Annotated in this window: 27 protein-coding genes; 17 read left to right on the top strand and 10 right to left on the bottom strand. The window is 56.8% G+C overall.

Features of this window, described 5'->3' with window-relative positions:
• Positions 1–5: 5 nt before the first annotated feature.
• The 3 genes from fimC to fimA form a co-directional block, all read right to left on the bottom strand.
• Positions 6–698 carry a type 1 fimbria chaperone FimC gene (gene fimC / locus ACMGGM_RS18695; protein WP_014882844.1) on the bottom strand — a complete coding sequence of 231 codons (693 nt, stop codon included), beginning with the start codon at positions 696–698 and terminating at the stop codon, positions 6–8.
• A 34-nt stretch (positions 699–732) separates the two neighbouring features.
• Positions 733–1,278 carry a type 1 fimbrial protein subunit FimI gene (gene fimI, locus ACMGGM_RS18690; protein WP_063943373.1) on the bottom strand — a complete coding sequence of 182 codons (546 nt, stop codon included), beginning with the start codon at positions 1,276–1,278 and terminating at the stop codon, positions 733–735.
• Positions 1,279–1,345: 67 nt separating this feature from the next.
• Positions 1,346–1,909 (bottom strand): type 1 fimbrial major subunit FimA, encoded by a 564-nt coding sequence (fimA, locus tag ACMGGM_RS18685; RefSeq protein WP_014882842.1) that lies wholly within the window; start codon positions 1,907–1,909, stop codon positions 1,346–1,348.
• 309 nt (positions 1,910–2,218) lie between these two features.
• On the opposite strand from fimA, the gene folD reads away from it, so the two are divergent.
• The 5 genes from folD (at position 2,219) to ACMGGM_RS18660 (ending at position 6,785) form a co-directional block, all read left to right on the top strand.
• A complete protein-coding gene (gene folD, locus ACMGGM_RS18680) occupies positions 2,219–3,085 on the top strand; it encodes a bifunctional methylenetetrahydrofolate dehydrogenase/methenyltetrahydrofolate cyclohydrolase FolD (protein WP_014882841.1) in 867 nt (288 codons plus the stop codon).
• A 1-nt stretch (position 3,086) separates the two neighbouring features.
• The gene (gene ybcJ, locus ACMGGM_RS18675; RefSeq protein ID WP_004143016.1) at positions 3,087–3,299 is read left to right on the top strand and encodes a ribosome-associated protein YbcJ; all 213 of its coding nucleotides are present in this window, start codon (positions 3,087–3,089) and stop codon (positions 3,297–3,299) included.
• Between the two features lie 282 nt (positions 3,300–3,581).
• Entirely contained in the window at positions 3,582–5,081 is a 1,500-nt protein-coding gene (locus ACMGGM_RS18670; protein ID WP_023332270.1) for a PTS transporter subunit EIIC, read from the top strand.
• A gap of 86 nt (positions 5,082–5,167) precedes the next feature.
• The gene (malI, locus tag ACMGGM_RS18665) at positions 5,168–6,184 is read left to right on the top strand and encodes a Mal regulon transcriptional regulator MalI (protein WP_014882839.1); all 1,017 of its coding nucleotides are present in this window, start codon (positions 5,168–5,170) and stop codon (positions 6,182–6,184) included.
• A 73-nt stretch (positions 6,185–6,257) separates the two neighbouring features.
• Positions 6,258–6,785 (top strand): metal-dependent hydrolase, encoded by a 528-nt coding sequence (locus tag ACMGGM_RS18660; protein WP_063943371.1) that lies wholly within the window; start codon positions 6,258–6,260, stop codon positions 6,783–6,785.
• Positions 6,786–6,874: 89 nt separating this feature from the next.
• On the opposite strand, the gene cysS is transcribed toward ACMGGM_RS18660, so the two are convergent.
• Positions 6,875–8,260 carry a cysteine--tRNA ligase gene (gene cysS, locus ACMGGM_RS18655; RefSeq protein ID WP_014882837.1) on the bottom strand — a complete coding sequence of 462 codons (1,386 nt, stop codon included), beginning with the start codon at positions 8,258–8,260 and terminating at the stop codon, positions 6,875–6,877.
• Positions 8,261–8,435: 175 nt separating this feature from the next.
• Here cysS and ppiB point away from each other — a divergent pair, with 175 nt between their 5' ends.
• The 6 genes from ppiB to mnmH all read left to right on the top strand — a co-directional run bounded on the left by ppiB (position 8,436) and on the right by mnmH (position 12,911).
• A complete protein-coding gene (ppiB, locus tag ACMGGM_RS18650) occupies positions 8,436–8,930 on the top strand; it encodes a peptidylprolyl isomerase B (protein WP_063943369.1) in 495 nt (164 codons plus the stop codon).
• A 3-nt stretch (positions 8,931–8,933) separates the two neighbouring features.
• Complete coding sequence (gene lpxH, locus ACMGGM_RS18645; protein WP_023336838.1) at positions 8,934–9,656, top strand: UDP-2,3-diacylglucosamine diphosphatase; 723 nt, start codon at positions 8,934–8,936, stop codon at positions 9,654–9,656.
• A gap of 136 nt (positions 9,657–9,792) precedes the next feature.
• Entirely contained in the window at positions 9,793–10,002 is a 210-nt protein-coding gene (locus ACMGGM_RS18640; protein WP_023336837.1) for a YdgH/BhsA/McbA-like domain containing protein, read from the top strand.
• A gap of 170 nt (positions 10,003–10,172) precedes the next feature.
• Positions 10,173–10,682: a 5-(carboxyamino)imidazole ribonucleotide mutase gene (gene purE / locus ACMGGM_RS18635; protein ID WP_014882834.1), complete on the top strand. Its 510-nt coding sequence runs from the start codon at positions 10,173–10,175 to the stop codon at positions 10,680–10,682.
• A complete protein-coding gene (gene purK / locus ACMGGM_RS18630; protein ID WP_014882833.1) occupies positions 10,679–11,746 on the top strand; it encodes a 5-(carboxyamino)imidazole ribonucleotide synthase in 1,068 nt (355 codons plus the stop codon). The genes purE and purK overlap by 4 nt, the downstream gene beginning before the upstream one ends.
• Positions 11,747–11,840: 94 nt before the next feature.
• Positions 11,841–12,911, top strand: a complete 1,071-nt coding sequence (mnmH, locus tag ACMGGM_RS18625; RefSeq protein ID WP_014882832.1) for a tRNA 2-selenouridine(34) synthase MnmH — start codon at positions 11,841–11,843, stop codon at positions 12,909–12,911.
• Positions 12,912–13,001: 90 nt separating this feature from the next.
• Here mnmH and ACMGGM_RS18620 read toward each other — a convergent pair whose 3' ends face one another.
• The 3 genes from ACMGGM_RS18620 to ybbA all read right to left on the bottom strand — a co-directional run bounded on the left by ACMGGM_RS18620 (position 13,002) and on the right by ybbA (position 17,427).
• Complete coding sequence (locus ACMGGM_RS18620) at positions 13,002–14,147, bottom strand: porin (protein WP_014882831.1); 1,146 nt, start codon at positions 14,145–14,147, stop codon at positions 13,002–13,004.
• 182 nt (positions 14,148–14,329) lie between these two features.
• Positions 14,330–16,744 carry a putative ABC transporter permease subunit YbbP gene (gene ybbP, locus ACMGGM_RS18615; RefSeq protein WP_063943367.1) on the bottom strand — a complete coding sequence of 805 codons (2,415 nt, stop codon included), beginning with the start codon at positions 16,742–16,744 and terminating at the stop codon, positions 14,330–14,332.
• Positions 16,741–17,427, bottom strand: coding sequence for a putative ABC transporter ATP-binding protein YbbA (gene ybbA, locus ACMGGM_RS18610; protein WP_014882829.1), 687 nt, complete (start codon positions 17,425–17,427; stop codon positions 16,741–16,743). The genes ybbP and ybbA overlap by 4 nt, the downstream gene beginning before the upstream one ends.
• Here ybbA and tesA point away from each other — a divergent pair.
• From tesA to ACMGGM_RS18595, 3 genes are read left to right on the top strand one after another with little or no spacing between them, the layout of a single operon-like run.
• Entirely contained in the window at positions 17,398–18,021 is a 624-nt protein-coding gene (gene tesA, locus ACMGGM_RS18605; protein WP_014882828.1) for a multifunctional acyl-CoA thioesterase I/protease I/lysophospholipase L1, read from the top strand. The two genes, ybbA and tesA, sit on opposite strands and share 30 nt — an antisense overlap.
• 28 nt (positions 18,022–18,049) lie before the next feature.
• Positions 18,050–18,820: an SDR family oxidoreductase gene (locus tag ACMGGM_RS18600; protein WP_014882827.1), complete on the top strand. Its 771-nt coding sequence runs from the start codon at positions 18,050–18,052 to the stop codon at positions 18,818–18,820.
• Between the two features lie 58 nt (positions 18,821–18,878).
• On the top strand, positions 18,879–19,733 hold the full coding sequence (locus tag ACMGGM_RS18595) for a co-chaperone YbbN (protein ID WP_014882826.1): 855 nt from the start codon (positions 18,879–18,881) through the stop codon (positions 19,731–19,733).
• An 86-nt stretch (positions 19,734–19,819) separates the two neighbouring features.
• Here the strand turns inward: ACMGGM_RS18595 and fetB are convergent, their stop codons facing one another.
• Both fetB and fetA read right to left on the bottom strand, forming a co-directional pair.
• Positions 19,820–20,602, bottom strand: a complete 783-nt coding sequence (gene fetB, locus ACMGGM_RS18590) for an iron efflux ABC transporter permease subunit FetB (protein ID WP_023336832.1) — start codon at positions 20,600–20,602, stop codon at positions 19,820–19,822.
• Positions 20,595–21,266 carry an iron efflux ABC transporter ATP-binding subunit FetA gene (gene fetA, locus ACMGGM_RS18585; RefSeq protein ID WP_063943365.1) on the bottom strand — a complete coding sequence of 224 codons (672 nt, stop codon included), beginning with the start codon at positions 21,264–21,266 and terminating at the stop codon, positions 20,595–20,597. Before fetA ends, fetB begins: the two co-directional genes overlap by 8 nt.
• Positions 21,267–21,402: 136 nt before the next feature.
• On the opposite strand from fetA, the gene ACMGGM_RS18580 reads away from it, so the two are divergent.
• Both ACMGGM_RS18580 and ACMGGM_RS18575 read left to right on the top strand, forming a co-directional pair.
• The gene (locus tag ACMGGM_RS18580; RefSeq protein WP_008499312.1) at positions 21,403–22,317 is read left to right on the top strand and encodes an SPFH domain-containing protein; all 915 of its coding nucleotides are present in this window, start codon (positions 21,403–21,405) and stop codon (positions 22,315–22,317) included.
• The gene (locus ACMGGM_RS18575) at positions 22,314–22,766 is read left to right on the top strand and encodes an NfeD family protein (RefSeq protein WP_023332259.1); all 453 of its coding nucleotides are present in this window, start codon (positions 22,314–22,316) and stop codon (positions 22,764–22,766) included. The genes ACMGGM_RS18580 and ACMGGM_RS18575 overlap by 4 nt, the downstream gene beginning before the upstream one ends.
• On the opposite strand, the gene cueR is transcribed toward ACMGGM_RS18575, so the two are convergent.
• Positions 22,763–23,173: a Cu(I)-responsive transcriptional regulator gene (gene cueR, locus ACMGGM_RS18570; RefSeq protein WP_014882822.1), complete on the bottom strand. Its 411-nt coding sequence runs from the start codon at positions 23,171–23,173 to the stop codon at positions 22,763–22,765. The two genes, ACMGGM_RS18575 and cueR, sit on opposite strands and share 4 nt — an antisense overlap.
• Positions 23,174–23,281: 108 nt before the next feature.
• Between cueR and copA the strand changes: the two genes are divergently transcribed.
• Positions 23,282–25,780 (top strand): copper-exporting P-type ATPase CopA, encoded by a 2,499-nt coding sequence (gene copA / locus ACMGGM_RS18565; RefSeq protein WP_063943363.1) that lies wholly within the window; start codon positions 23,282–23,284, stop codon positions 25,778–25,780.
• Positions 25,781–25,806: the final 26 nt, after the last annotated feature.

Below are 25,806 nucleotides of genomic sequence, written 5' to 3'. Positions count from 1 at the left end.
TCTGCTCACAGGTTGACGCTACGCGCCGGTGTAATGGCACCGTAGTCGTTCACGCTCTGCCATGAGAGCGTACCGCTGGCACCGGCTGGCAGCACCTGCTGAGCCGAGTTTTTCGGTGCCACCATCAGGTTTTCCAGCGTCTGACCGCCCAGCTTCAGGTTGACCAGGGTGATGTAGTAAGGAGACGCATTGCTGACCTTGAGATGGTTACCAACGCGCTCAAAACGCAGTTGAGAGAGTGCCTCTTCTGGCTGCATCGCCAGATTATTCGGGCGTACAAACAGTTTGATACGCGAAAGGATCGCCAGCTGCAGCACGTTATTGTTTTCTGTTTTTGCTTTGTTCACTGACGGGATCGCCTTCACGTTCATGTAAAAGAGCGACTCGCGATCGGCGGGCAGCGCTGGCCCGGCGTAAATAATACGCAGCGTGTTTTCACTGTCCGGCTCGCTAACAAACAGCGGCGGCGTGACGGCAAAGGTTTTCTCCTTCTGCCCGTTTGCATTTTCGATCCACGCGTTAATTAAATAGCGTTCTTGTTTATTGCTGTTGGTGATCGCCAGCGACGTTTGCTTCGCATCCGCCGGGTAAATAACGCGTGTGGCCCCCAGCGCAATACCGCCGGAAGCATTCGCGCAAGTAGAAACCATCATTAAAATAAACGATAACATCAGTCCTGGTTTAATTAGCATATTCATCAAAACCGTACCTTTAATAATGTGTTCGCAGGTGTTATGGATAAATCAACGTAAACCAGACATCCGACTGAATATTGCCTGGCACGAGGTGTTCGGAAATAGCGCGATAGCGGGCGCTAAAATGAAATGCGAGCTCGCTGGTATTCACCGGCAACCAGCTGACGGCCGTTGCATTTGGGATAATCTGATGCTGCTGTTCATCAAAAAGCGCCAACCCCACGCCGCTGCTGACAGGTGTTTCGCCTGGCCGCGATGTCGCCAGAAAAACCTGCGGATCTTCCTCTGGTGTAACACCCTGAAACTGGATCCCTACGGTGCGCGAGACATCCACGCTGCAATCCAGCAGTCGCACGGTGAAGGGCACGTTAACCGTTGAGAAACTGCCCACACCGGAAAATGAATTGGTTCGGTACTGCCCCATGTCGATGCGCATATTCTGGCTGTCGGGCGCCACGGCGCAGCCGCCGTTTACCAGCTCCCCGCGAAGATGCACTTTGCCACCGTCGATCACCACGGTATGTGCCGATGCCGGGCCAGCCATCGCAAGGGTTAACAGCAGTAGTGTTCCAGTCCTTGTCATCCTTCATTCCTGGCATTTGCGTATGACGGCCTCATCCCTGAGGCCTGAACATCCTTGTGCGAGGGAATTATTCGTATTTCATTACGAAGGTGGCGTCAGCGTTCGCCTGGCCTGGCTCGGTGGTCGCAGCCGTTGATTTATAACGCGCGGTGAATTTCAGGGTGTTAGTCCCTTCAATCAGCGTCTGAGCGGCAGAGAAGGTCGCACCGTCTGGAGTCAGCACGCTGGATTTGCTGTCGAGGATCTCGATACCCACGCCTTTTGCGGTGTTGTCGTTGTTACCGGACGTCACGGCCAGCAGGGTTTTGTCGGTTGGGTCGATCTGACCGGTGAAGGCAACCGCAGCGGTTTTAGCTACCAGCGGATCGCAGTCATTCAGCTCAATGTTGAATGGAATATTAGAGGTGGTGTCGCCCACTTTGGTGAATTTCGCGGTACGATACTGACCGAGATTAACGGTCTGCTCGGAAGAATCAGTATTTACTGAACAAGCAGCATTAACCAGTTCACCTTTAAAATGCACGGTACCGCCATTTACGGTTACCGGCGTGGCTGGGTCTTCAGCATGAGCGGCACCCGCGACCAGGGCCAGTGTAGCAATAACAGTAGAAGCAATGTTGCTGAGTTTCATGTCTATTCCTTTAAAATGTAAATAACCCTTCCCGCGAAAATCGGGAATAAGAAATACGTTCAATTGATTAATTGAAAGCTTATTTCGGAGGAGACAAAGTAGCGCAGGAATAGGTTTTTAAATATGTCAAAACGCTGCCATTTCGCCAGGTCACATCCTAATACTGCCTAAGAAATTGACCACCCACTAAGAAGGGTTTTTGCGTCTCGCTGATAAAAACGCGTAAAGGGTGACTGACAGCGGCGCTCGCTTCTGACAAAATACAGGCAATCCCCCCTTTCAAACGTTACAGACGGAATCATCTCTCTGATGGCAGCAAAGATAATTGACGGTAAAACGATTGCGCAGCAGGTGCGCTCTGAGGTCGCGGAAAAAGTGAAGGCGCGTAAAGTTGCCGGAAAACGCGCTCCCGGGCTCGCCGTTGTGCTGGTTGGTAGCAACCCGGCATCGCAGATTTATGTCGGTAGCAAGCGCAAAGCGTGTGAAGAGGTGGGGTTCGTCTCCCGCTCTTACGATTTGCCTGAAACCACCAGCGAAGCGGAACTGCTGGAACTGATTGACACCCTGAACGCCGATAAAGAGATCGACGGTATTCTGGTTCAATTGCCGCTGCCAGCAGGCATCGACAACGTGAAGGTGCTGGAGCGTATCGCTCCGGATAAAGACGTTGACGGTTTCCATCCGTACAACGTGGGTCGTCTGTGCCAGCGCGCGCCGCGTCTGCGCCCATGTACCCCGCGAGGTATCGTGACGCTGCTGGAGCGCTATAACATCGACACTTACGGTCTTAACGCCGTTGTCATCGGTGCGTCCAACATCGTGGGCCGCCCGATGAGCATGGAGCTGCTGCTGGCTGGCTGCACGACCACCGTGACCCACCGCTTCACCAAAAACCTGCGACACCACGTCGAGAACGCCGATCTGCTGATCGTGGCGGTTGGCAAGCCGGGCTTTATTCCTGGAGAGTGGATCAAAGAAGGCGCAATTGTCGTGGACGTCGGTATTAACCGTCTGGAAAACGGCAAAGTGGTCGGCGACGTGGTATATGAAGATGCGGCGGCACGCGCCTCTTACATCACGCCAGTACCGGGCGGCGTAGGCCCAATGACCGTAGCAACACTGATTCAGAATACGTTGCAGGCATGCGAAGAGTATCACGACGTAGAGGACGCGTAAGATGGCGACATTTTCATTAGGTAAACACCCGCACGTAGAGCTGTGCGATCTGCTGAAGCTGGAAGGCTGGAGCGAAAGCGGCGCGCAGGCCAAAATCGCCATTGCCGATGGACTGGTAAAAGTCGACGGCGCGGTGGAAACCCGTAAGCGCTGCAAAATTGTCGCGGGCCAGACCGTGAGTTTTGAAGGACAGAGCGTGACGGTTACGGCCTGAGCCGTCTGATGCCCGGTGGCGCTGCGCTTACCGGGCCTACGTACTGTCTCCATTTGTAGGCCGGGTAAGGCGAAGCCGCACCTGGCAATTTCTCTCACCATCCCCCCACAATCATCACGGTTAATTATCGATCAACTTCAAATAATCACTATTTCATCTGTTGAAAGGTGAGAATTCAGTTGCGCGTTTTTCATGCTTTCTCCACGATAAGTAGAACGTTCTACTAAAACGTTCTACTTACAATAACAGCGCCAAAAAAAGCGCTACTCGGGGGAAATCAGCATGGGTCTGATATCAGGGTTTGTTAAATCGCTGTCTAAGTTATCGATGATTGGTCGCGCCTTAATGCTGCCAATTTCACTGCTTCCCGCTGCGGGCCTGCTGCTGGCCTTCGGCGACAAGTTCCATCTGCCGCTGATGATGAACGCGGGCGGGGTGATTTTTGACAACCTGCCGATGCTGTTCGCCATTGGCTCCGCCGTGGGCCTGGCGTCAGAGTCCGGTATTGCGGCGCTCTCTGCGGCGGTCTCGGTGTTTGTCACCAACATCACCATCAGCACCGTGCTGAGCATCACGCCGGAAATGGCCTCGCAGGGCGGGAAATACGCCATGGTGGTCGGCATACCAACGCTGCAGATGGGCGTCTTCGGCGGTCTGATCTGCGGTATCCTTGCGGCCTGGTGTTTTAACCGCTTCCACACCATGCAGCTGCCGGAGTTCCTTGGCTTCTTCTCCGGTAAGCGCTTCGTGGCGATTGCCACCGCGTTTCTGTCATTCCTGATGGGTCTGCTGCTGCCGTACGTCTGGCAGCATATCCAGGCCGGTATCGACGCCCTCTCCGTGGTAGTTAACGGCGATAATCAGGCGGCCTCGACCTTTATCTTCGGCCTGGTGGAGCGTGCGCTAATCCCCCTCGGTCTGCACCATATCTGGTATCCGTCGTTCTGGTATTCGTTTGGGGATTACACAACTCAGGCAGGCCAGGTGATTCATGGCGACCAGACCATCTGGTTCAAGATGCTGGAAGAAGGGGTGAAATCCTTCAGCAGCGACACCTACCAGAACGCCGGTAAATTCATGCAGGGTGAATTCCCGCTGATGCTGTTCGCGCTGCCTGCGGCGTGCCTGGCGATGTATCACGAAGCCCACACGAAAAACAAAAAGATTGCGGCCGGTATTCTGTTCTCGGCAGCGCTCACCTGCTTCCTGACGGGGATCACCGAACCGGTAGAGTTTACCTTTATCTTCGTGGCGCCGATTCTCTACGTCTTTAATGCCATCATGGCGGGCCTGGCCTACATGACCATGTACCTGTTGCATGCGCATATTGCCAAATCGTTCTCGGCGGGCTTTATCGACTACCTGTCGTTTGGGATCCTGCCGTCCTTTAACGGTTACAAGACCAACTTCCTGAATGCCATTATCATCGGCATTCCAATGGGGCTGATTTACTACTTTACGTTCCGCTTCGTGATCCGTCGCTTCGACGTCAAAACCCCGGGTCGTACCGATGTCACTGCCAATGCAAATGACAAGTCCGATTCCGAACTTGCCACAGAGATTATCAGCCTGCTGGGCGGCGCGCAGAATATCGATTCCGTTGGCTCCTGCATTACCCGCCTGCGTCTGGAAGTGGCGAAAAGCGAGGCAGTGGATAAAGACGGGCTGAACGGACTCGGCGCCCGCGGCGTGGTCTTCGTTGGCGACAACGGTATTCAGGTGATTTTCGGTGCCAGAGCACAGTTTATCGCCCAGACCATGTCCACCATGATTGGCAAATAATAAGATGCCGGCGTGATGCGTCTCCTGTACGCTGGGGGACGCATTACTTTATCTGGCTGATAATCGGTTAATTTCAGGGAGCGGTTTTGAAGAAAGTCAGCATTATTGATGTCGCAAAGCACGCGGGCGTCTCGGTCTCGACCGTTTCACTGGTGCTGCGCCAGAAAGGGAAAATCTCAGAGGCAACGATCGGGAAGGTCAACGCCGCCATCACGACGCTGGGCTATGTTCATAACGTCGCCGCTGCCAACCTTCGCGCCAACACCTCTAATTTAATTGGCCTGATCCTGAGGGACTTCAGCGACAGCTTTTCCATCAAGGTGATGGCGAGCATTGTTCAGGAGCTGGAGAAGCAAGGCTATATGGTGTTTCTCGGTCAGCCACTGAATGACCGTGAGCATCTTGAACGCACCCTGCTCTCGTTTAAGCAGCAGGGCGTGGCGGGTGTCATCTATCTGGCGTCCGACACCCGCACCGCAACGCTGCCGGAACACATTCGCCACTGCCCGCTGCCGTTGGTGGTCGTTTCCCAGTCGTTGCTGGATGAAAAATGTAACCTGGTCATGCGCGATAACCGCCAGGCCGCGAACCTGGCCGCGCGCTATCTTATCGAGCGCGGACATCGCAACATTGCCTACATTGGCGGGCGCGACGGCTGTCTTCTCCGCGAGCAACGTCTGCTCGGTTTTCGCAGTGCCATGACGCAAAGCGGGCTGGTCTGGCGTGACGAATATTCTCCCGCCTGCCCCGATGATACCCAGGCGGCGGCGATGGCAACGCGCCAGTTGCTTGAGAAGAACAACACCATCACCGCCCTGCTCTGCCACTCCCCGGATGCCATGCTCGGCTCCATCTCAGGCATTCACCAGGTGGGGCGTACGGTGGGTAAAGATGTGTTCCTGACGCAGCAGGTCGCGCTGGTCGGTTTTGAAGATATGCTTCACGTTAACCTTACCTCACCGTCGTTGACCTATGTCTCCTCAGCGAGCGATGAAACCGGGCGTCAGGCGGCAGGGCTGATTATCCGTAAGCTGAAAGAGCCAGATCTGCAAACGCAACGCATCACCCTCTCCGGGCAGCTTATCGCACGCGAGTCGGCGTAAAATCAGAATATAGCACAGCGTATTTTCCGCCATTACCCTGCTATATTTCCATGATTTGCCATGGATAAATGCAATGCCTACCGTTATCACTCACGCAGCTGTTCCCCTTTGCCTGGGCTTAGGCCTGGGAAGTAAAGTCATCCCTCCCCGCCTGTTATTTGCCGGAATTGTCCTCGCCATGCTGCCGGACGCCGACGTGCTGGCGTTTAAGTTCGGCGTTGCTTACGGCAATGTTTTCGGCCATCGCGGCTTTACCCATTCCCTGCTGTTTGCCTTTGTGGTGCCGATATTTTGCGTGCTGATTGGCCGACGATGGTTCAAAACTCCTCTGACGCGCTGCTGGCTTTTTTTGACCGTGTCACTGCTGTCTCACAGCCTGCTGGATTCCGTGACGACCGGCGGAAAAGGGGTCGGCTGGCTGTGGCCGTGGTCAGATGAACGCTTCTTTGCCCCGTGGCAGGTGATAAAAGTCGCGCCGTTTGCCCTGTCGCGCTATACCACGCCGTACGGACATCAGGTGATCATTTCAGAGTTGCTGTGGGTCTGGCTGCCGGGAGTGGTGCTGATTGGGTTGCTGTGGTGGAGAAAACGTGCGCGCTGATGCCCTCACCCCGGCCCTCTCCCACAGGGAGAGGGAGAAAACCTAACAATTCCCTCTCCCTGTGGGAGAGGGTTAGGGTGAGGGGTAAATTACTTACGACGCCAGGTGGTGCCCTGCGGGCCGTCTTCCAGAATAATCCCCATCTCGGTCAGACGGTTACGTGCCGCATCTGCCGCCGCCCAGTCTTTCGCCTGACGCGCTTCCAGACGTGCCTTGATCAAGGCTTCAATTTCCGCCACTTCGCCGTCGTCCGCCTGCGCACCGCTCTGCAGGAAGGCGTCTGGCTCCTGCTCCAGCAGGCCGAGCACGGAAGAGAGCTTACGCAGATGAGAGGCCAGCGCATTCGCCGCCGCCATATCTTCTGACTTCAGACGGTTCACTTCGCGCGCCATATCGAACAGCACGGAGTAGGCTTCCGGAGTATTGAAGTCGTCGTTCATCACCTCAACAAAGCGGGCTTCGAAGGCGTCGCCGCCTGCGGCAGGAACAGACTTGTCGGTACCGCGCAGCGCGGTATACAGACGTTCCAGCGCCGAACGCGCCTGCTTCAGGTTCTCTTCGCTGTAGTTCAGCTGGCTGCGATAGTGGCCGGACATCAGGAAGTAACGCACGGTTTCCGCATCGTAATACTTGAGCACGTCGCGCACGGTAAAGAAGTTGCCCAGCGATTTTGACATCTTCTCGCGGTCAACCATCACCATTCCGGAGTGCATCCAGTAGTTCACGTACTCGCCGCCGTGGGCACAGGTGGACTGCGCAATTTCGTTTTCGTGGTGCGGGAACATCAGATCCGAACCGCCGCCGTGAATGTCGAAGTGTTTGCCCAGCTGTTTGCAGTTCATCGCGGAACATTCAATGTGCCAGCCCGGACGCCCTTCACCCCACGGAGATGGCCAGCTTGGCTCACCCTCTTTGGACATCTTCCACAGCACGAAGTCCATCGGATTACGCTTAACGTCGACCACGTCCACGCGGGCCCCAGCCTGCAGCTGATCCAGATCCTGACGGGAAAGCGCACCGTAGGTCGGGTCCGTTGGCACGGAGAACATCACGTCGCCGTTATCCGCCACATAGGCGTGACCGCGTGCGATCAGCTTCTCGGTGATCTCAATGATTTCGTGAATATGGTGAGTTGCACGCGGCTCGCTGTCTGGACGCTGAATGTTTAAAGCGTCGAAATCTTTGTGCATCTCGACAATCATGCGATCCACCAGCGCAACAAAACTCTCGCCGTTTTCATTCGCGCGTTTGATGATTTTGTCGTCGATGTCGGTGATATTGCGGACGTACTTCAGGTTGTAGCCTAAAAAACGTAGGTAACGTGACACCACGTCGAAGGCAACGAAGGTGCGCCCATGGCCGATGTGACAGAGATCGTAAACGGTAATACCACACACGTACATGCCGACTTCCCCGGCATGAATAGGTTTAAATTCCTCTTTTTGGCGCGTCATTGTATTAAAGATTTTTAACATCGAAGATTCCATGTAAACACGTGTGTGGGTTGTTTGTTCCCTATAATACCTATAATTCGGAATAGGATCAGCACACAATGCAAGGTGATCGCGTCCTGTGGTTATGCTATAACAAGCCCCTATATGTGACCCGAACGCGGGTCGACGTACCACAATAACGGAACAGGATGCAAAAATGGTTACTTTCCACACTAATCATGGCGATATCGTAATCAAAACCTTTGATGACAAAGCGCCTGAAACAGTTAAAAACTTCCTGGACTACTGCCGCGAAGGTTTCTACGACAACACCATTTTCCACCGCGTGATCAACGGCTTTATGATCCAGGGTGGCGGTTTTGAACCGGGTATGAAGCAGAAAGCGACGAAAGAAGCGATCAAAAACGAAGCCAACAACGGCCTGGAAAACACCCGTGGCACGCTGGCAATGGCCCGTACCCAGGCGCCTCACTCCGCGACCGCGCAGTTCTTCATCAACGTGGCTGATAACGACTTCCTGAACTTCTCCGGCGAAAGCCTGCAGGGTTGGGGCTACTGCGTGTTCGCAGAAGTGGTTGAAGGTATGGACGTGGTCGATAAGATCAAAGCCGTCTCTACTGGCCGCAGCGGCATGCACCAGGACGTTCCTAAAGAAGACGTTGTGATTACAAGCGTGACCGTCAGCGAGTAATTCGTGGCGACACTCTTTATTGCGGATCTGCATCTGCAAACAGAAGAACCGGCGATCACCGCCGGTTTTCTGCGTTTTTTACGCGGTGAAGCGAAAAGCGCCGATGCGCTGTACATCCTGGGCGACCTGTTTGAAGCCTGGATTGGCGACGATGATCCTGACCCGCTGCATCGTGAAATCGCCTCCGCCATTAAGGCGCTGGTTGATTCCGGTGTCCCCTGCTATTTCATTCACGGCAACCGTGATTTTCTGCTCGGCAAGCGCTACGCCCGCGAAAGCGGCATGACGCTGCTGCCGGAAGAACAGGTGCTCGACCTCTATGGCCGCAGGCTGCTGATTATGCACGGCGATACGCTCTGCACGGACGATACCGGCTATCAGGCGTTTCGCGCCAAAGTTCACACCCCCTGGATCCAGACGCTGTTTCTTGCCCTGCCGCTCTTTGTCCGTAAACGCATCGCAGCCAGAATGCGTGCGGGCAGTAAAGCCGCTAACAGCAGTAAATCCATGACCATCATGGACGTCAATCCGCAGGCCGTAGTGAGCGTAATGGAAAAACATGGGGTTCAGTGGTTAATCCACGGTCATACCCACCGCCCTGACGTTCATTCCCTTCTTGCCAACGGCGAACCGGCCCATCGCGTTGTACTGGGTGCCTGGCACAGCGAAGGTTCCATGGTCAAAGTGACGCCTGAGGGTGTTGAGCTGATTGCGTTTCCGTTTTAACCCTCACACTATCATTCTATTTTTTTGAACAATATCGGCAAATTGTTTCGATTTTAATCAGCCCGTGGTCGGCCTATTATTTATCACATCAGGGCAACACGCCCTATCACAGATAAAATACTTAAGGAATACGACCATGAAATCCATCAAAACTTTCGTTGCAGTTGCCGCTCTTTCCCTGGTTTCTTTCGGTTCTTTCGCTCAAAGTGTGAGCGCAACCGCCTCTACCCTTGACCGTGCAGAAGCGAAAATTGCCGCGCAGGCTGCTGAACAAGGCGCGTCTTACAAAATCACGAGCGCCCAGTTCAACAACCGCGTACACATGACGGCAGAACTGACTAAATAATGATTGCCCATCGACGAAAACAGACCGCCAGATGCGGTCTGTTTTGTTATGCCTTACGGCCTACAACGGCTCAAGATTTAACCGCGCAACCGTTTTCCTTGCCCGTATAACATGCTATTCTCTGTGCCCTCGAAAGCAGTGTGTTTCGCACCACAGGAGTTTTAAGACGCATGTCTTCCCGCAATAATCCGGCGCGTGTCGCCATCGTGATGGGGTCCAAAAGCGACTGGGCTACCATGCAGTTCGCCGCCGAAATCTTTGAAATCCTGAATGTTCCGCACCACGTTGAAGTGGTCTCCGCGCACCGTACACCGGACAAACTGTTCAGCTTCGCCGAAAGCGCCGAAGAGAATGGCTATGAGGTGATCATTGCCGGTGCGGGCGGCGCAGCACATCTGCCCGGCATGATTGCCGCTAAAACCCTGGTACCGGTTCTCGGTGTCCCGGTCCAAAGCGCCGCGTTAAGCGGTGTGGATAGCCTCTACTCCATCGTCCAGATGCCGCGCGGTATCCCTGTCGGCACGCTGGCGATTGGTAAAGCGGGTGCGGCTAATGCCGCCCTGCTGGCGGCGCAAATTCTTGCGACGCACGATAAAGCATTACACCAGCGTCTGGCGGAGTGGCGTAAAGCCCAGACCGATGAGGTGCTGGATAATCCAGACCCGCGGGGTGCGGCATGAAGCAGGTTTGCGTCCTCGGTAACGGCCAGTTAGGCCGCATGCTGCGCCAGGCCGGTGAACCGCTGGGTATTGCCGTCTGGCCTGTCGGGCTGGATGCCGAACCGGAAGCGGTACCGTTCCACCAGAGCGTGATCACCGCCGAGATCGAACGCTGGCCGGAAACCGCGCTGACCCGCGAGCTGGCCCGCCATAACGCCTTCGTTAACCGCGACGTGTTTCCGATCATTGCCGACCGTCTGACGCAAAAGCAGCTGTTCGACAAGCTCGGTCTGGCGACCGCGCCGTGGCAGCTGTTGTCCGATAAAGGCGAGTGGAATGACGTGTTCGCGATGCTGGGCGAGCTGGCGATCGTGAAGCGCCGCGTCGGCGGCTACGACGGCCGCGGCCAGTGGCGTCTGCGTGCGCACGAAACCGCGGAGCTGCCGGACGACTGCTACGGCGAGTGTATCGTTGAGCAGGGCATCAACTTTAGCGGCGAAGTGTCCCTGGTTGGCGCACGCGGGCATGACGGACACACCGTCTTTTATCCGCTGACGCATAACCTGCATCAGGACGGCATTCTGCGCACCAGCGTCGCCTTCCCTCAGGCAAACGCCGACCAGCAGGCGCAGGCGGAAGACATGCTCTCAGCCATAATGCACGAGCTGGGTTACGTGGGCGTGATGGCGATGGAGTGTTTTGTTACCCCATCCGGCCTGCTGATCAACGAGCTGGCGCCGCGCGTGCATAACAGCGGCCACTGGACGCAAAACGGTGCCTCCATCAGCCAGTTCGAGCTCCACCTGCGTGCCATCACCGATTTGCCACTGCCGCAGCCGGTCGTGAACAGCCCGTCGGTAATGATCAACCTGATCGGGACCGATCTGAACTACGACTGGCTCAAGCTGCCGCTGGTGCATCTGCACTGGTATGACAAAGAGGTCCGCCAGGGTCGTAAAGTGGGTCACCTGAACCTGAACGATAGCGACACGGGCCGCCTGAGCGCCACCCTGGAAGCCATGATCCCTCTCCTGCCGCCGGAATACGCGAGCGGCATTGTCTGGGCTCAGTCAAAGCTTAAATAAGCGATAAGTGCCGGGGAGTTGATCTTCCCCTTCCCCGGCCTCTCCTCTCGCGCGTAAAATCCCCGCCATTGCTGGTTTTATTTCTGGAATACCCATGAACGATGGAACGGACTATCGCGCGATCCTCGCGTCTGATACCCCTTTAATCGACGTTCGCGCGCCGATAGAATTTGCCCAGGGCGCGATGCCCGCCGCCCTTAACCTGCCGCTGATGAACGACGACGAACGCGCCGCCGTGGGCACCTGCTATAAACGTCAGGGCCCCGAGGCCGCACTGGCGCTCGGCCACAGTCTGGTCAACGGCGAGACGCGTGAGGCGCGCATTAACGCCTGGCGTGAAGCCAGCCTTGCTCACCCTGAAGGTTATCTCTGCTGCGCGCGCGGGGGCCAGCGTTCACATATCTCACAGGCCTGGCTGAAAGAGGCCGGTGTCGATTACCCGCTGATCCGCGGCGGCTATAAAGCCCTGCGCCAGACGGCGATTCAGGTGACGATTGAGCAGTCGCAAAAGCCGATGGTGCTTATCGGCGGCTGTACCGGAAACGGGAAAACCCTGCTGGTGAAGCAGCATGCGCAGGGTATCGATCTGGAAGGGCTGGCGCACCACCGCGGTTCGTCCTTTGGCCGCACGCTCACTCCGCAACTGTCCCAGGCCAGCTTTGAAAATCATCTTGCCGTCGAGCTGTTAAAAAAAGATGCCGCACGCTGGGTGCTGGAAGATGAAGGTCGAATGATTGGCTCCAACCACCTGCCGGAGTGCCTGCGCGACCGCATGAATGAAGCGCCCATCGCGGTTGTCGAGGATCCGTTTGATATTCGTCTTGAGCGTCTGCGCGAAGAGTACTTCGACCACATGTGGGCGGATTTTTCTGCCGCTTATGGTGAAGAGGCCGGCTGGAAAGAGTACAGCGCGTATCTGCACCACGGACTGTTCGCCATTCGCCGCCGTCTGGGGCTACAGCGTTTTGCGGAATTTACAGCGCTGCTGGATTCTGCACTTATTGAGCAACAACGCTCTGGCAATACCGACGCGCACTTTAGCTGGCTTGTGCCGCTTCTGAAGGAGTATTACGACCCGATGTACGGCTATCAGCTTGAGAAAAAAGCGGAGAAGATTGTTTTCCGAGGGACGTATAACGAGGTCGCTGACTGGCTTAATCGCTGAAAAATAAAGCCGGGTGGCGGCTACGCCTTACCCGGCCTACGCGTGCTTTTGTAGCCCCGGTAAGCGCAGCGCCACCGGGGAAAAGACGACTTAGAAGTCGTAACGCAGACGCACCAGGTTCATGTCGCCCAGGTTGTCGGTGCTGGAGGTGAACACGTGTTCGTAATCCACGCGGAAACCGTAATCCAGCTGGAAGCTGATACCCACGCCATTGTCGATGCGCTGGTAGTTACGGCCATTCACATACTCAATGCGGTCGCCCATGAAGTAAGGCTGGATGGATTTCACCGCATACTGGCCGATCGGGAATTTATACCCTGCGAAGTATTCAATACCCCACGCGTCGCCCGCAAAGTAGTCGTTAACAGACACTTTTTTGGTGGTCAGGAAGTTCTGATACCAGCCGCCGCCTGCGGAGAAGGTCCAGTTGTCCGGCGTCCAGCTCAGCGCGGTACCGAGGATGTTCTGGTCGTAGGTTTTGCTGTCGCCGTTGTCCGGGTTACGCATGTCCGCACGGGTGTAGTTCCACGCTGCGCCCCAGGTCAGGTCGGTGGTCAGGTGGTAATCCAGGCCCAGTGAACCGCCGCCTTTACGCTTATAGCGCAGGCCGTTACCCGGCAGGTATTCGCTGTCTTCAAACAGGTAAGATGCATAGATGTCGGCATCACCCACGGTTTTCTTGTATTTCAGCATCTGGCGTGAACGGTAAGAACCGTCGTAGTCGCCGTTGATCCCGTTACCTGGTGCCTGAGCAATCATGTCGTAGTCCCAGATATCGGTTTTCGCGCCCACCACATCATAGTAAACGCTGTTCTGTTGACCGAAGGTCAGCGTACCCCAGGTATCGCTCTTCAGGCCGGTGTAGAGCATACGGCGAGTGGTATCGTGTGCGCCGTCTGCATAGTGATGATCCCAGTTAAACTGGGCAGGGATGTTCACACCCAGTTCGTAGTAGCTTATCCAGCTAATATCATCAAACAGGTAGTAATCAGCCGCGAAACGGAAACGGGTACCACCGTCAAAACCGTTACGTTTATAGCTGTTTTTACCGTCGTCGCCGGTCATGTTCTGGAACTGAGGACGAATGCTGCCGCCAACGGTAAAGTTCAGACGGCTCAGCGGGTTACCCGCCTGCGGATCCTGTTTAAGAACGGTGATTTCCGCCTGAGAAGCGAAGGTCGTTAATGCCACTGCCGCGCCAATCGTTACCGCCAGCGCTGATTTTTTTATAGTCATTATTTTTCCTTAATAGACACGCTGCTAAATATTTAGCGGGTGAATATTAACTGGAAATAATCGGGCTGTGTGGACGGGTTTTTAATGTTTTGTGCTACTAAATACGTGGGTATTATCACTTTGTGCTTTTAAAATATTGCACACCGGCATAAAAACCGGCGTGCAATTATCACGGAGCTGGATTACCCCATAAACTGCCGGAACAGCGCTTTGCCCCTTAACAGGCGCGTTCCGAGCCAGCCCCCGCAGAGGGAGAGCAGCACCGCGCCGCAGAGAGGCAGAATCAGCCAGAGACGCCAGTCAGGCTCCCACGGGAAGTCGAAGACACGTGTCTGCAACACCGCCAGCGCCGTCTCGGCGCCAATCGCGGCCACCAGACCTGCCACCAGCCCCAGCAGCGCAAACTCGCTCCAGAGCGTCATCCGCAGCAACCGCTTCCCGGCCCCCAGCGTGCGGTAGACCACCAGCTCCTGATGGCGCTGACGCATGCCCACCTGCACCTGGGCCAGCAGCAACAGCACGCCGCAGATGGTCACCAGCACCACCATGACCTCCAGCGCGCGGCTCACCTGCTCCAGTACCTGTCCCACCTGCTTCAGGATCGCCCCAATATCCAGCAGGCTGACCGTCGGGAATTCCCGGTTAAGCTGCGTCAGCATGCCGTTGCCATTTTCCCAGCGGAAGCTGGTCAGCCAGCTTTGCGGCTGTCCATCCAGCGCCCCCGGCGGGAAGATAAAGAAGAAGTTGGGCCGCAGGCTTTCCCAGTCCACCTTTCGCAGGCTGGTGACTTTGGCGGTAAAGTCCTGGGTATCGCCGGTGAAGGTCACGCTGTCCCCGAGCTTCACGTTCAGGCGCACCGCCAGCCCTTCCTCCATTGATACCTCCCCCACTTTCGGCGGCCAGGTGCCTGCCGTGATCGGGTTATGGTCGGGCCGTTTCTCCTGCCAGGTCAGGTTAAGTTCGCGGTTCAGCGACTCGTCCTTGTTCCCCTCCGTCGACTGCCCGTTGATTTGCGTCAGACGGGCGCGAACAATCGGATAAAATGACTCCGGGACAATATGATGCTCAGAGAGGAAACCCTTCAGCGGCGTAACCTGCTCAGGCGCGATATTGATCAGAAAATAGTTCGGACTTTCCGGGGGAAGCTGCTGCTGCCAGCGATCCAGCAGATCGCCCCGCAGCACCAGCAACAGGGCCAGCAGCATAAACGACAGTGAAAACGCCGACAGCTGGCTGAGCGTAGACCAGGGCTGATGCAGCAGACGATTAACGGCCAGGCGCACGGGCAGCGATTTCACCGTCAGCCTCTTCAGAACGTTGAGCATTATCCAGCCCAGTACGCCGCACAGCAGCGCCAGCACAACCGCACCGGCCAGCACTGCCCACAGCAGCGTGCTGCCGCCCATCAGCCAGGCCAGCAGCCCCACCGCGACCGCAATAATCACCGGAAGGTAGAACTTCAGCGGCCAGACGTTCGCCACCACATCATTACGCAGCACGCGCAGCGGCTGCGTCGCGAGCAGCAGCCGGTAGGGCCGCAGCCCCACCAGCACCGAGATCACGACCATCGCGCCAATCGCCCACAGCCACGGCCAGAAGCTGGCGGGTGGCAATGCGGACGGAAGCACCGGTTTTAACATCACCATCAGCAGTTTTTCAAACAGCAGCCCTATGATTCCGCCAGTGAACACCGACAAAACCAGCAGCATTAGCCACTGGCCGACGATCAGCTTGCGCAGCTGCGCCCGTCCCGCGCCGAGGGTTTTAAGGATCGCCACCCGATCGTAGCGGCTGCGGCAGTAATGCCCCATCGCCACCGCCACTGCCGCTACCGCCAGCAGCAGGGTTAAGAGCGCCGAAAGCAGCAGGAACTGCTGAGAGCGCTCCAGAGATTTACCGAGCGCCCCCTCGTCCTGCTCCAGCCCGTACCAGCGGTGCTCCGGTTTAAGCTGCGGGAGTAGCCATTTTTCATACCCATCAAGCTGGGCTGGCGTGCCGCCGAACTTGTAGCGCCAGGTGACGCGGCTGCCCGGCTGGACAGCATGGGTTGCCGGAACATCCGCCGTGTTCATCAGCAGGCGTGGCGCAAGCTGGAAGGGGTTAAAGCCGGAGTCGGGCTCCTGCACCACCTCCCCGGCAATTTTCAGCGTGGCATCACCCACGTCAATACTGTCACCGGCTTTCAGGTTCAGAAGCGCCATTAAACGCGATGCCAGCAGCACCGTGCCGGGCGTTGGTTTTAACCCCGGCGGACTGGTTTGTAAGTCACCGTACATCGGGTAGACATCATCCACGGCTTTCACGCTGGCGAGCTGCGGCGTGTCTCCCGCAAAGGTCATGGTCTGGAAGGTGATTTGCTCCCCCACCTTCAACCCTGCTTTGTGCGCTTCCTCAATCCAGCCCGGCGGAACAGGACGCGAGCTTTGCAGCGCCCGGTCCCCGGCCATAAACTCCCGGCTCTGCTGGCTGAGCCCTTTTTCCATACGGTCGCTGACGCTGCCGAGCGCCAGCACGCAGGCCACCGCCAGGCTTAACGCCAGCCAGACAATCAGCAGCGAGGGCGAGCGCCACTCGCGCCAGAACCAGCGGGCAATCATGCTTCCTCCTGAAGCGTACCGTTGACCAGCCGCAGACGCCGGTCGCAGCGGGCGGCCAGCTGCGGATCGTGGGTCACGAGGATCAGCGTGGTACCGTGTTCACGGTTAAGCGAGAACAACAGATCCGCGATTTTGTCGCCGGTTTTACGGTCAAGGTTGCCGGTGGGTTCATCAGCAAACAGCACTTCCGGGCGGCCATTAAAGGCGCGCGCCAGCGCCACACGCTGTTGCTCCCCGCCGGAAAGCTGTGCGGGAAGATGGCTGAGGCGCTTGCCCAGACCGAGCTGTTCCAGCAACGCCTTCGCATGGGCGCGGCTTTCGCGACTCTTTTCACCGCGCAACAGCGCCGGGAGTTCGACGTTCTCCAGCGCGTTCAGCGTGGGGATCAGCATAAAAGACTGAAAGACAAACCCGATGTGGCGCGCACGCAGCGCAGCACGCGCCTCTTCATCAAGCTGGTGCAGCGGCTGCCCGACAAGATGAACCTCGCCGCTGCTCCCGTCGTCCAGACCGGCCAGAATCGCCAGCAGCGTGGACTTGCCGGAACCGGATTCGCCAATCAGCGCGATGGTTTCAGCGCGTTTGACAACGAGTTCAACTCCAGTAAGGATGGAAAGCTCGTGTTCCCCCTGACCGACGGACTTCTTAAGACGATGAACTTCAACACTGTTTTCCGCTGGCATTTGCCCTTCCTGTTCTTGATTCTGATGACCTTCCGCGCGGCGGCAGCGGACACGTTACTGATTCTCGGCGACAGCCTGAGCGCGGGCTATCGCATGGCGGCCAGCGCAGCCTGGCCCGCTCTGCTCAACGATAAATGGCAGAGCAAGACGACGGTTATCAACGGCAGCATCAGCGGCGATACCTCGCAGCAGGGCCTGTCGCGCCTGCCAGCGCTACTCAAACAGCATCAGCCGCGCTGGGTGCTGGTTGAGCTTGGCGGCAACGATGGATTACGCGGTTTCCAGCCTCAGCAGACGGAACAGACGCTGCGCACCATTTTGCAGGACATCAAGGCGGCAAACGCCCAGCCGCTGCTGATGCAAATTCGCCTGCCCGCTAACTACGGTCGTCGGTATAATGAAGCCTTTAGCGCGATCTACCCTAAGCTTGCCAAAGAGTTTGATATTCCGCTGCTGCCATTTTTCATGGAAGAGGTCTATCTCAAACCCCAGTGGATGCAAGACGACGGGATCCACCCCAATCGCGATGCGCAGCCGTTTATTGCCGACTGGATGGCAACGCGGCTGGCTCCTTTAGTTAAACATGACTCCTGATTAAGCGGAGATCCTGACAGGTAAAGTTATGCAAAAATCGGTCTTAATTACAGGATGTTCCAGCGGAATCGGTCTTGAAAGCGCGCTCGAATTAAAGCGTCAGGGATTTCGGGTGCTGGCGGCCTGCCGCAAACCCGACGATGTCGAACGCATGAACGGGCTGGGCTTTACCGGCGTGCTGCTGGATATGGACTCCCCGGAAAGCGTCGAACGCGCCGCCGATGAGGTGATAGCCCTGACCGACAATCGTCTGTACGGGCTTTTTAATAATGCCGGTTACGGCGTGTATGGCCCGCTGGATACGCTCTCGCGCGAAACGCTGGAAAAGCAGTTTTCAACCAACTTCTTTGGTGTCCACCAGCTCACCATGCGTCTGCTCCCCGCCATGCTGCCGCACGGCGAGGGGCGCATCGTGATGACATCGTCAGTTATGGGTCTGATATCAACGCCCGGCCGCGGCGCCTACGCCGCCAGCAAATATGCGCTGGAGGCCTGGTCCGACGCCCTGCGCATGGAGTTACGTCACAGCGGCATTAAGGTCAGCCTGATTGAACCCGGCCCGATCCGCACCCGCTTTACCGAAAACGTTAACCAGACGCAGGCGGATAAACCGGTCGAAAACCCCGGCATTGCCGCACGATTTACGCTCGGGCCCGAAGCGGTGGTTGCTAAAGTGCGCCATGCTTTTGAGAGTGAACATCCCAAAATGCGCTACCCGGTAACGCTGGTCACCCATGCCGTTGGCTGGTTAAAACGTCTGCTACCGGGCCGGATGATGGACAAAATTTTACACGGTTGAGTTGAAGCGACAGCGCTCACCCCCATGTAAATAACAAACCGATAAAAGAGAAGGCCGCATGTCCGTACAGAATATCGTCAATATTACTGAAGCAAACCTGCAACAGATCCTCGAACAGTCGATGGCAAAACCCGTGCTGTTCTACTTCTGGTCTGAACGCAGCCAGCACTGTTTACAGCTGACGCCGGTGCTGGAAAGCCTTGCCGCGCAGTACAACGGTCAGTTCATTCTTGCCAAACTGGACTGTGACGCAGAACCGATGGTGGCGTCTCAGTTTGGTCTGCGCGCCATTCCTACCGTCTACCTGTTCCAGAACGGTCAGCCTGTCGATGGCTTCCAGGGGCCACAGCCGGAAGAGGCCATTCGCGCCCTGCTGGATAAAGTCCTCCCGCGCGAAGAAGAGCTGAAAGCGCAGGAAGCCATGGCGCTGATGCAGGAAGGCAAATACGACGAGGCGCTGCCGCTGCTTAAAGACGCGTGGCAGCTCTCGAATCAGAACAGTCAGATTGGCCTGCTGCTGGCGGAAACGCAGATTGCCCTGCACCGTTCAGAAGACGCCGAAGCCGTGCTCAAAACGGTTCCCCTGCAGGATCAGGACACCCGTTATCAGGGGCTGGTCGCGCAGATTGAACTGCTGAAACAGGCGGCAGATACGCCGGAAATTCAGCAACTGCAGCAGCAGGTCGCTGACAACCCGGCCGATGCGGCTCTGGCAAGCCAGCTGGCGCTGCAGCTGCATCAGGTGGGGCGTAACGAAGAAGCGCTTGAGTTGCTGTTTAGCCATCTGCAAAAAGACCTCGCTGCCGCAGACGGTCAGGCGCGCAAAATGTTCCAGGAGATCCTGGCCGCGCTGGGCACCGGCGATGCGTTGGCGTCGAAGTATCGTCGTCAGCTGTACGCGTTGCTCTACTAACAAAAAAATGCCCGGTGGCGCTTCGCTTACCGGGCCTGGAAAAGTGCGGATCGTAGGCCGGGCAAAGGCAGTGCCGCCCGGCATAATCACCGCACGTTTTTCAACTGCGTCACCACCAGCTGATGGCGCGCGTTGTAAAACTTCCGATAGGTCAGGTAACAGGCAATGATGGTGGACAGGCTTGCCGTTGAGAGCAGCATAAACGTCACCATAATCTGATACTTAATCGCTTTTACCGGATCGATACCGGCAAAAATCAGCCCCGACATCATGCCCGGCAGGCTCACCAGCCCGACCGTTTTGGCTGAATCTACCGTGGGGATCAGCGATGAGCGAATGCTCTCACGAATCAGCCGCGCGGAGGCCACTTTAGGCGTCGCTCCCAGGCTTAATTTCTCCTGTAGCTGCTGCTGTTCACTGCTGAAGCGCTGGCCGAGATTGTTATAGCACAGCCCGACGGCCACCATGGCGTTACCGGCAATCATCCCTGAGATAGGGATAACCTGCATCGGCGTAAATTCAATTGAGCCAGAAAGCACCAGTACCGCCAGCGTTAATGCGGTTCCGGTGGTAATGGCGATAAACGACGAGACAAACGCCTTATCGATGTATTTACTGCGCTTTTGCGCGTTCCACGCCGCATTGAAGCAGATAAACAACACCATCAGCAGCGTCAGCACCGCGTGGTTGACGTTGAAAATATACTTCAGCACATAGCCGACAATAATGAGCTGAATCACCGCGCGGCAGATACTCCACACAATGTCCTTTTCCAGCCCCAGCTTTTCACGGTAGCTGACGACAATCGCGATCAGCACCAGCACCATCGAAAACGCCAGGGATTCGTTCGTAATATTGTGCTCACCCACGGTTTGCCTCCTGCATTTTTCCGCCATGCGGCTGGAGCGTCAGTACGTCATCCGCATGGGTAATTTCGTTAGCGTCATGCGTCACCCACAGCACGGCAATATTCTGCTCGCGGACGTAACGATGAATGATTTCATTGACGTTGCGCTTGTTGGCATCATCGAGCGCGCTGGTGATCTCATCGAGCAGTAACACCTTCGGTAAGAACTGCAGATTACGGATCAGCGAGACGCGCTGCTTTTCGCCGCCCGACAGTTCGGAAACGGACTTTGTCAGGGTGTCCGGCGGCAGATTGAAGCGTGCCAGGTCGGCGGAAAACCGTTCAGGATCGGGCGTCTTATGTCGGATCTGCCAGGGGAAAAGCAGGTTATCGTACACCGTGCTGTCGAACAGGCTAGGGGTTTGCACCGAATAAGAGACCTGCTGGCGGTAAGCCTCGGATGAAAGCGTTGAAATATCCTTCCCCTCAAAGAAGATCTTTCCCGACGTTGGCGTGAGCAGCGACGCAATGATTTTAAGCAGCGTACTTTTCCCGCAGCCTGAGGGGCCGGTAATCAGTCGAAACTCGCCCGGCAAGAGGCTAAAACTGACATTATTCAGAATGGTGGTACCGCCTGTGCGGTAGCCCACGTCCTCAATGGTTAATACCGCGCTGTTATCCTTCATGTGATCTTCTGCCTTTATCCCAATAATGAGCACTAGTTTACGGCGATGAGTGATAATAAAGCGACTTTCCTCGTATACTTAGGATCAACAAAAAGTGATTTCATTTCTGCCATAGCATGCAAAACAGGAGGTTTTTATGCTCATCGTTGTTCCTGTCCTTATCTTCGTTGCGCTGGTTATCGTCGGCGCAGGCGTCAAAATTGTCCCTCAGGGTTATCAGTGGACCGTCGAACGCTTCGGCCGCTATACCAACACGCTACAGCCTGGCTTGAGCCTGATTGTCCCGTTCATGGACCGCATCGGTCGCAAGATCAACATGATGGAACAGGTGCTGGATATCCCTTCTCAGGAAGTGATCTCCAAGGATAACGCCAACGTTACCATTGATGCCGTCTGCTTTATTCAGGTGATTGATGCGCCGAAAGCGGCCTATGAGGTGAGCAACCTGGAGCTGGCGATCGTTAACCTGACGATGACCAACATCCGTACCGTGCTTGGCTCGATGGAGCTGGACGAGATGCTCTCCCAGCGCGACAGCATCAATACCCGCCTGCTGCACATTGTCGATGAGGCCACGAACCCGTGGGGGATCAAAGTCACCCGTATCGAGATCCGCGACGTGCGCCCGCCGGCAGAACTGATCGCCTCCATGAACGCCCAGATGAAGGCTGAGCGAACCAAGCGTGCCTATATTCTGGAAGCCGAGGGGGTGCGTCAGGCCGAAATCCTCAAAGCGGAAGGGGAAAAACAGTCGCAGATCCTGAAAGCGGAAGGCGATCGTCAGTCCGCATTCTTACAGGCAGAAGCGCGTGAACGTTCTGCAGAGGCGGAAGCCCGCGCGACCCAGATGGTATCCGAGGCGATTGCCGCCGGTGATATCCAGGCCGTGAACTACTTCGTCGCGCAAAAATATACCGATGCACTGAAAGAGATCGGCTCCGCGAACAACAGCAAAGTGGTGATGATGCCGCTGGATGCCAGCAGCCTGATGGGCTCTATCGCAGGGATTGCCGAACTGATTAAAGACAGCGGAAACGAGCGTAAAAAATGATTGAACTGATCGTCGCACATCCTCATGCGTTCTGGCTAAGCCTCGGTGGCTTACTGCTGGCCGCCGAGATGCTGGGCGGCAACGGTTACCTGCTGTGGAGCGGTGTTGCCGCGGTCATTACCGGCCTGGTCGTCTGGCTTCTGCCGCTTGACTGGGCATGGCAGGGGGCGCTGTTTGCCGTGCTGACGCTGGTGGCCGCCTGGCTGTGGTGGCGCTGGCTGAACCGACAGGTAAGCGAACAGAAACCGCTGGATGCCCACCTTAACCAGCGCGGACAGCAGATCGTCGGCAAGCGTTTTACGCTCGACACCCCGCTGGTGAACGGGCGCGGGCATATGCGCGTAGGTGACAGCTCGTGGCCGGTGGTGGCCGACGACGACCTCAGCGCCGGAACACGGGTTGAGGTCATTGCGGTAGAAGGCATTACCCTGCGGGTAAAAGCCTGTTAAGCGTGGGTTTTGCGGTGGCAGCAGCCGGCAAGATTGTCGATAATCGGGCAGTCGGCGCTGTCATCACCCGGACAGGAATCCGCCAGCTGTAACAGCTGTTCACGCATCGACTGTAATTCGATGATATGGCGTTCGATCTCCGCCACTTTTTCCAGCGTGCGTTTTTTCACGTCGGCACTGTGGCGCTTCGGATCGTTAAACAGGTTTACCAGCTCGCCGCACTCTTCCAGGTTAAACCCCACCTGCCTTGCCTGGCGCAGTAACGTCAGTTCATCAAGATGCCGTTGCGTGTAGCTGCGGTAGCCGTTTTCACTGCGCAACGGCGGCGTTACCAGCCCTTTCTCTTCATAAAAGCGAATGGCTTTGCTGGTTAAGCCGGTTTTTTTTGCCACGTCACTGATATTCACATTTCCCCCTTGACCTTCCCCTTGATGGAAGGTTTAACCTTCATAACAGTTAGCGAAAAGCGTTACTCCGGTCAACAACTGACCAGTTCATTATACGGGAGTTTTGTTATGTCTCACACTATTGACCTGACGCTGGACGGCCTCTCCTGCGGCCACTGTGTCAAACGCGTTAAAGAAAGCCTGGAACAGCGTCCTGATGTTGAAAGCGCTGAGGTGACGATCGACCATGCCGCCGTGACCGGCAGCGCCAGCGCGGATGCGCTGATCGATACCATTAAACAAGCGGGTTATGGGGCGGAGCTGAGCCACCCAAAGGCTAAACCGCTGGCAGAGTCATCATCCCCGTCGGAAGCACTGACAGCGGCCACTCCTGAGCTTCCGGCAGCGGATGATATTGATGACAGCCAACAGCTGCTGATCAACGGTATGAGCTGCGCCAGCTGCGTCTCCCGGGTACAGAATGCCTTACAGGCGGTACCGGGCGTCGCACAGGCACGGGTAAACCTTGCGGAGCGTACTGCGCTGGTGATGGGCAGTGCCTCCGCCGCAGAGTTAGTGCAGGCCGTGGAGAAAGCGGGCTACGGCGCAGAGGCCATCGAAGATGATGTCGAACGCCGCGAGCGCCAGCAGGAAACGGCTATCGCCACCATGAAGCGCTTCCGCTGGCAGGCGATTGTCGCCCTGCTGGTGGGGATCCCGGTGATGGTGTGGGGCATGATGGGTGACAACATGATGGTCACCGCCGACAACCGCACGCTGTGGCTGGTGATTGGTTTGATTACCCTTGCGGTCATGGTGTTTGCAGGCGGCCATTTCTATACCAGCGCCTGGAAGAGCCTGAAAAACCGCACCGCGACGATGGATACGCTGGTCGCACTCGGTACCGGCGCGGCGTGGCTCTATTCAATGAGCGTTAACGTCTGGCCGCAGTGGTTCCCGATGGAAGCGCGTCATCTCTATTATGAAGCGAGCGCGATGATTATCGGCCTGATTAACTTAGGCCATATGCTGGAAGCCCGCGCCCGTCAGCGCTCCTCCAAAGCGCTGGAACGATTACTCGATTTAACCCCACCGACGGCCCGCGTGGTCACGGATGAGGGGGAAAAAAGCGTCCCGCTGGCGGAAGTGCAGCCCGGCATGACGCTGCGTTTGACCACCGGCGATCGCGTGCCCGTTGACGGCACGATAACCCAGGGTGAAGCCTGGCTGGATGAAGCGATGCTGACCGGGGAACCCATCCCTCAGCAGAAATCCGACGGCGATGCCGTCCATGCCGGCACGGTCGTTCAGGACGGCAGCGTGCTGTTCACCGCCAGTGCGGTTGGTAGCCATACTACGCTGTCGCGTATTATCCGAATGGTGCGCCAGGCCCAGAGCAGCAAGCCGGAGATTGGCCAGCTTGCTGACCGAATCTCGGCCATTTTTGTGCCGGTGGTGGTCGGTATTGCCCTGCTGAGCGCGGCGATCTGGTATTTCTTCGGCCCTGCGCCACAGATTGTCTACACCCTGGTGATTGCCACCACGGTGCTGATTATTGCCTGCCCATGCGCGCTTGGCCTGGCCACGCCGATGTCCATTATCTCCGGCGTAGGCCGTGCCGCCGAGTTTGGCGTGCTGGTCAGGGATGCGGACGCACTGCAGCGGGCCAGTACGCTGGATACGCTGGTGTTTGATAAAACCGGCACGCTGACCGAGGGGAAACCGCAGGTTGTGGCCGTGAACACCGCAGGCATCGCGCAGGAGGACGCGCTGCGTCTCGCCGCCGCGCTGGAGCAAGGCTCCAGCCACCCGCTGGCGCGCGCCATTCTCGAGAAAGCGAATGCTGCGGCCCTGCCGCAGGTCAGTAACTTCCGTACGCTGCGCGGGCTCGGTGTCAGCGGTGAAGCCGAGGGGCATACGCTGCTGCTGGGTAACCAGGCATTACTCAATGATAATGGTATTGATACCGCGGCGCTGGAAAGCGAACTGAAAGCGCAGGCATCTCAGGGGGCAACCCCGGTTCTGCTGGCGGTGGATGGCAAAACCGCTGCCCTGCTGGCCGTGCGCGATCCACTTCGTCAGGACAGCGTGGATGCCCTGGCGCGTCTGCACCGCGCGGGCTATCGCCTGGTGATGCTGACCGGGGACAACCCGACGACGGCAAACGCTATTGCGAAAGAAGCCGGTATTGATGAAGTCATTGCAGGCGTTCTGCCGGATGGCAAAGCGGATGCGATTAAGAACCTGCAACGCCAGGGACGTCAGGTGGCGATGGTGGGCGACGGCATCAACGATGCCCCGGCGCTGGCCCAGGCAGACGTCGGTATCGCCATGGGGGGCGGGAGCGATGTTGCCATTGAAACCGCCGCCATCACGTTGATGCGCCACAGCCTGATGGGCGTTGCCGATGCGCTGGCCATTTCGAAAGCCACGTTGCGCAACATGAAGCAGAACCTGCTGGGGGCATTTATCTATAACTCGCTCGGTATTCCAATTGCCGCCGGCATTTTGTGGCCGCTGACCGGCACGCTGCTTAACCCGGTGGTTGCAGGTGCGGCAATGGCGCTCTCCTCCATCACCGTGGTGAGTAATGCCAACCGCCTGTTGCGCTTTAAACCGAAAGATTGAACCTTGTTCTCGTACGCGCTAGCATG

The sequence above is a fragment of the Enterobacter sp. BNK-14 genome (assembly GCF_047456095.1).
GTDB classification, from domain to species: domain Bacteria; phylum Pseudomonadota; class Gammaproteobacteria; order Enterobacterales; family Enterobacteriaceae; genus Enterobacter; species Enterobacter kobei.
This window is presented reverse-complemented; position numbering and strand designations above follow the sequence as displayed.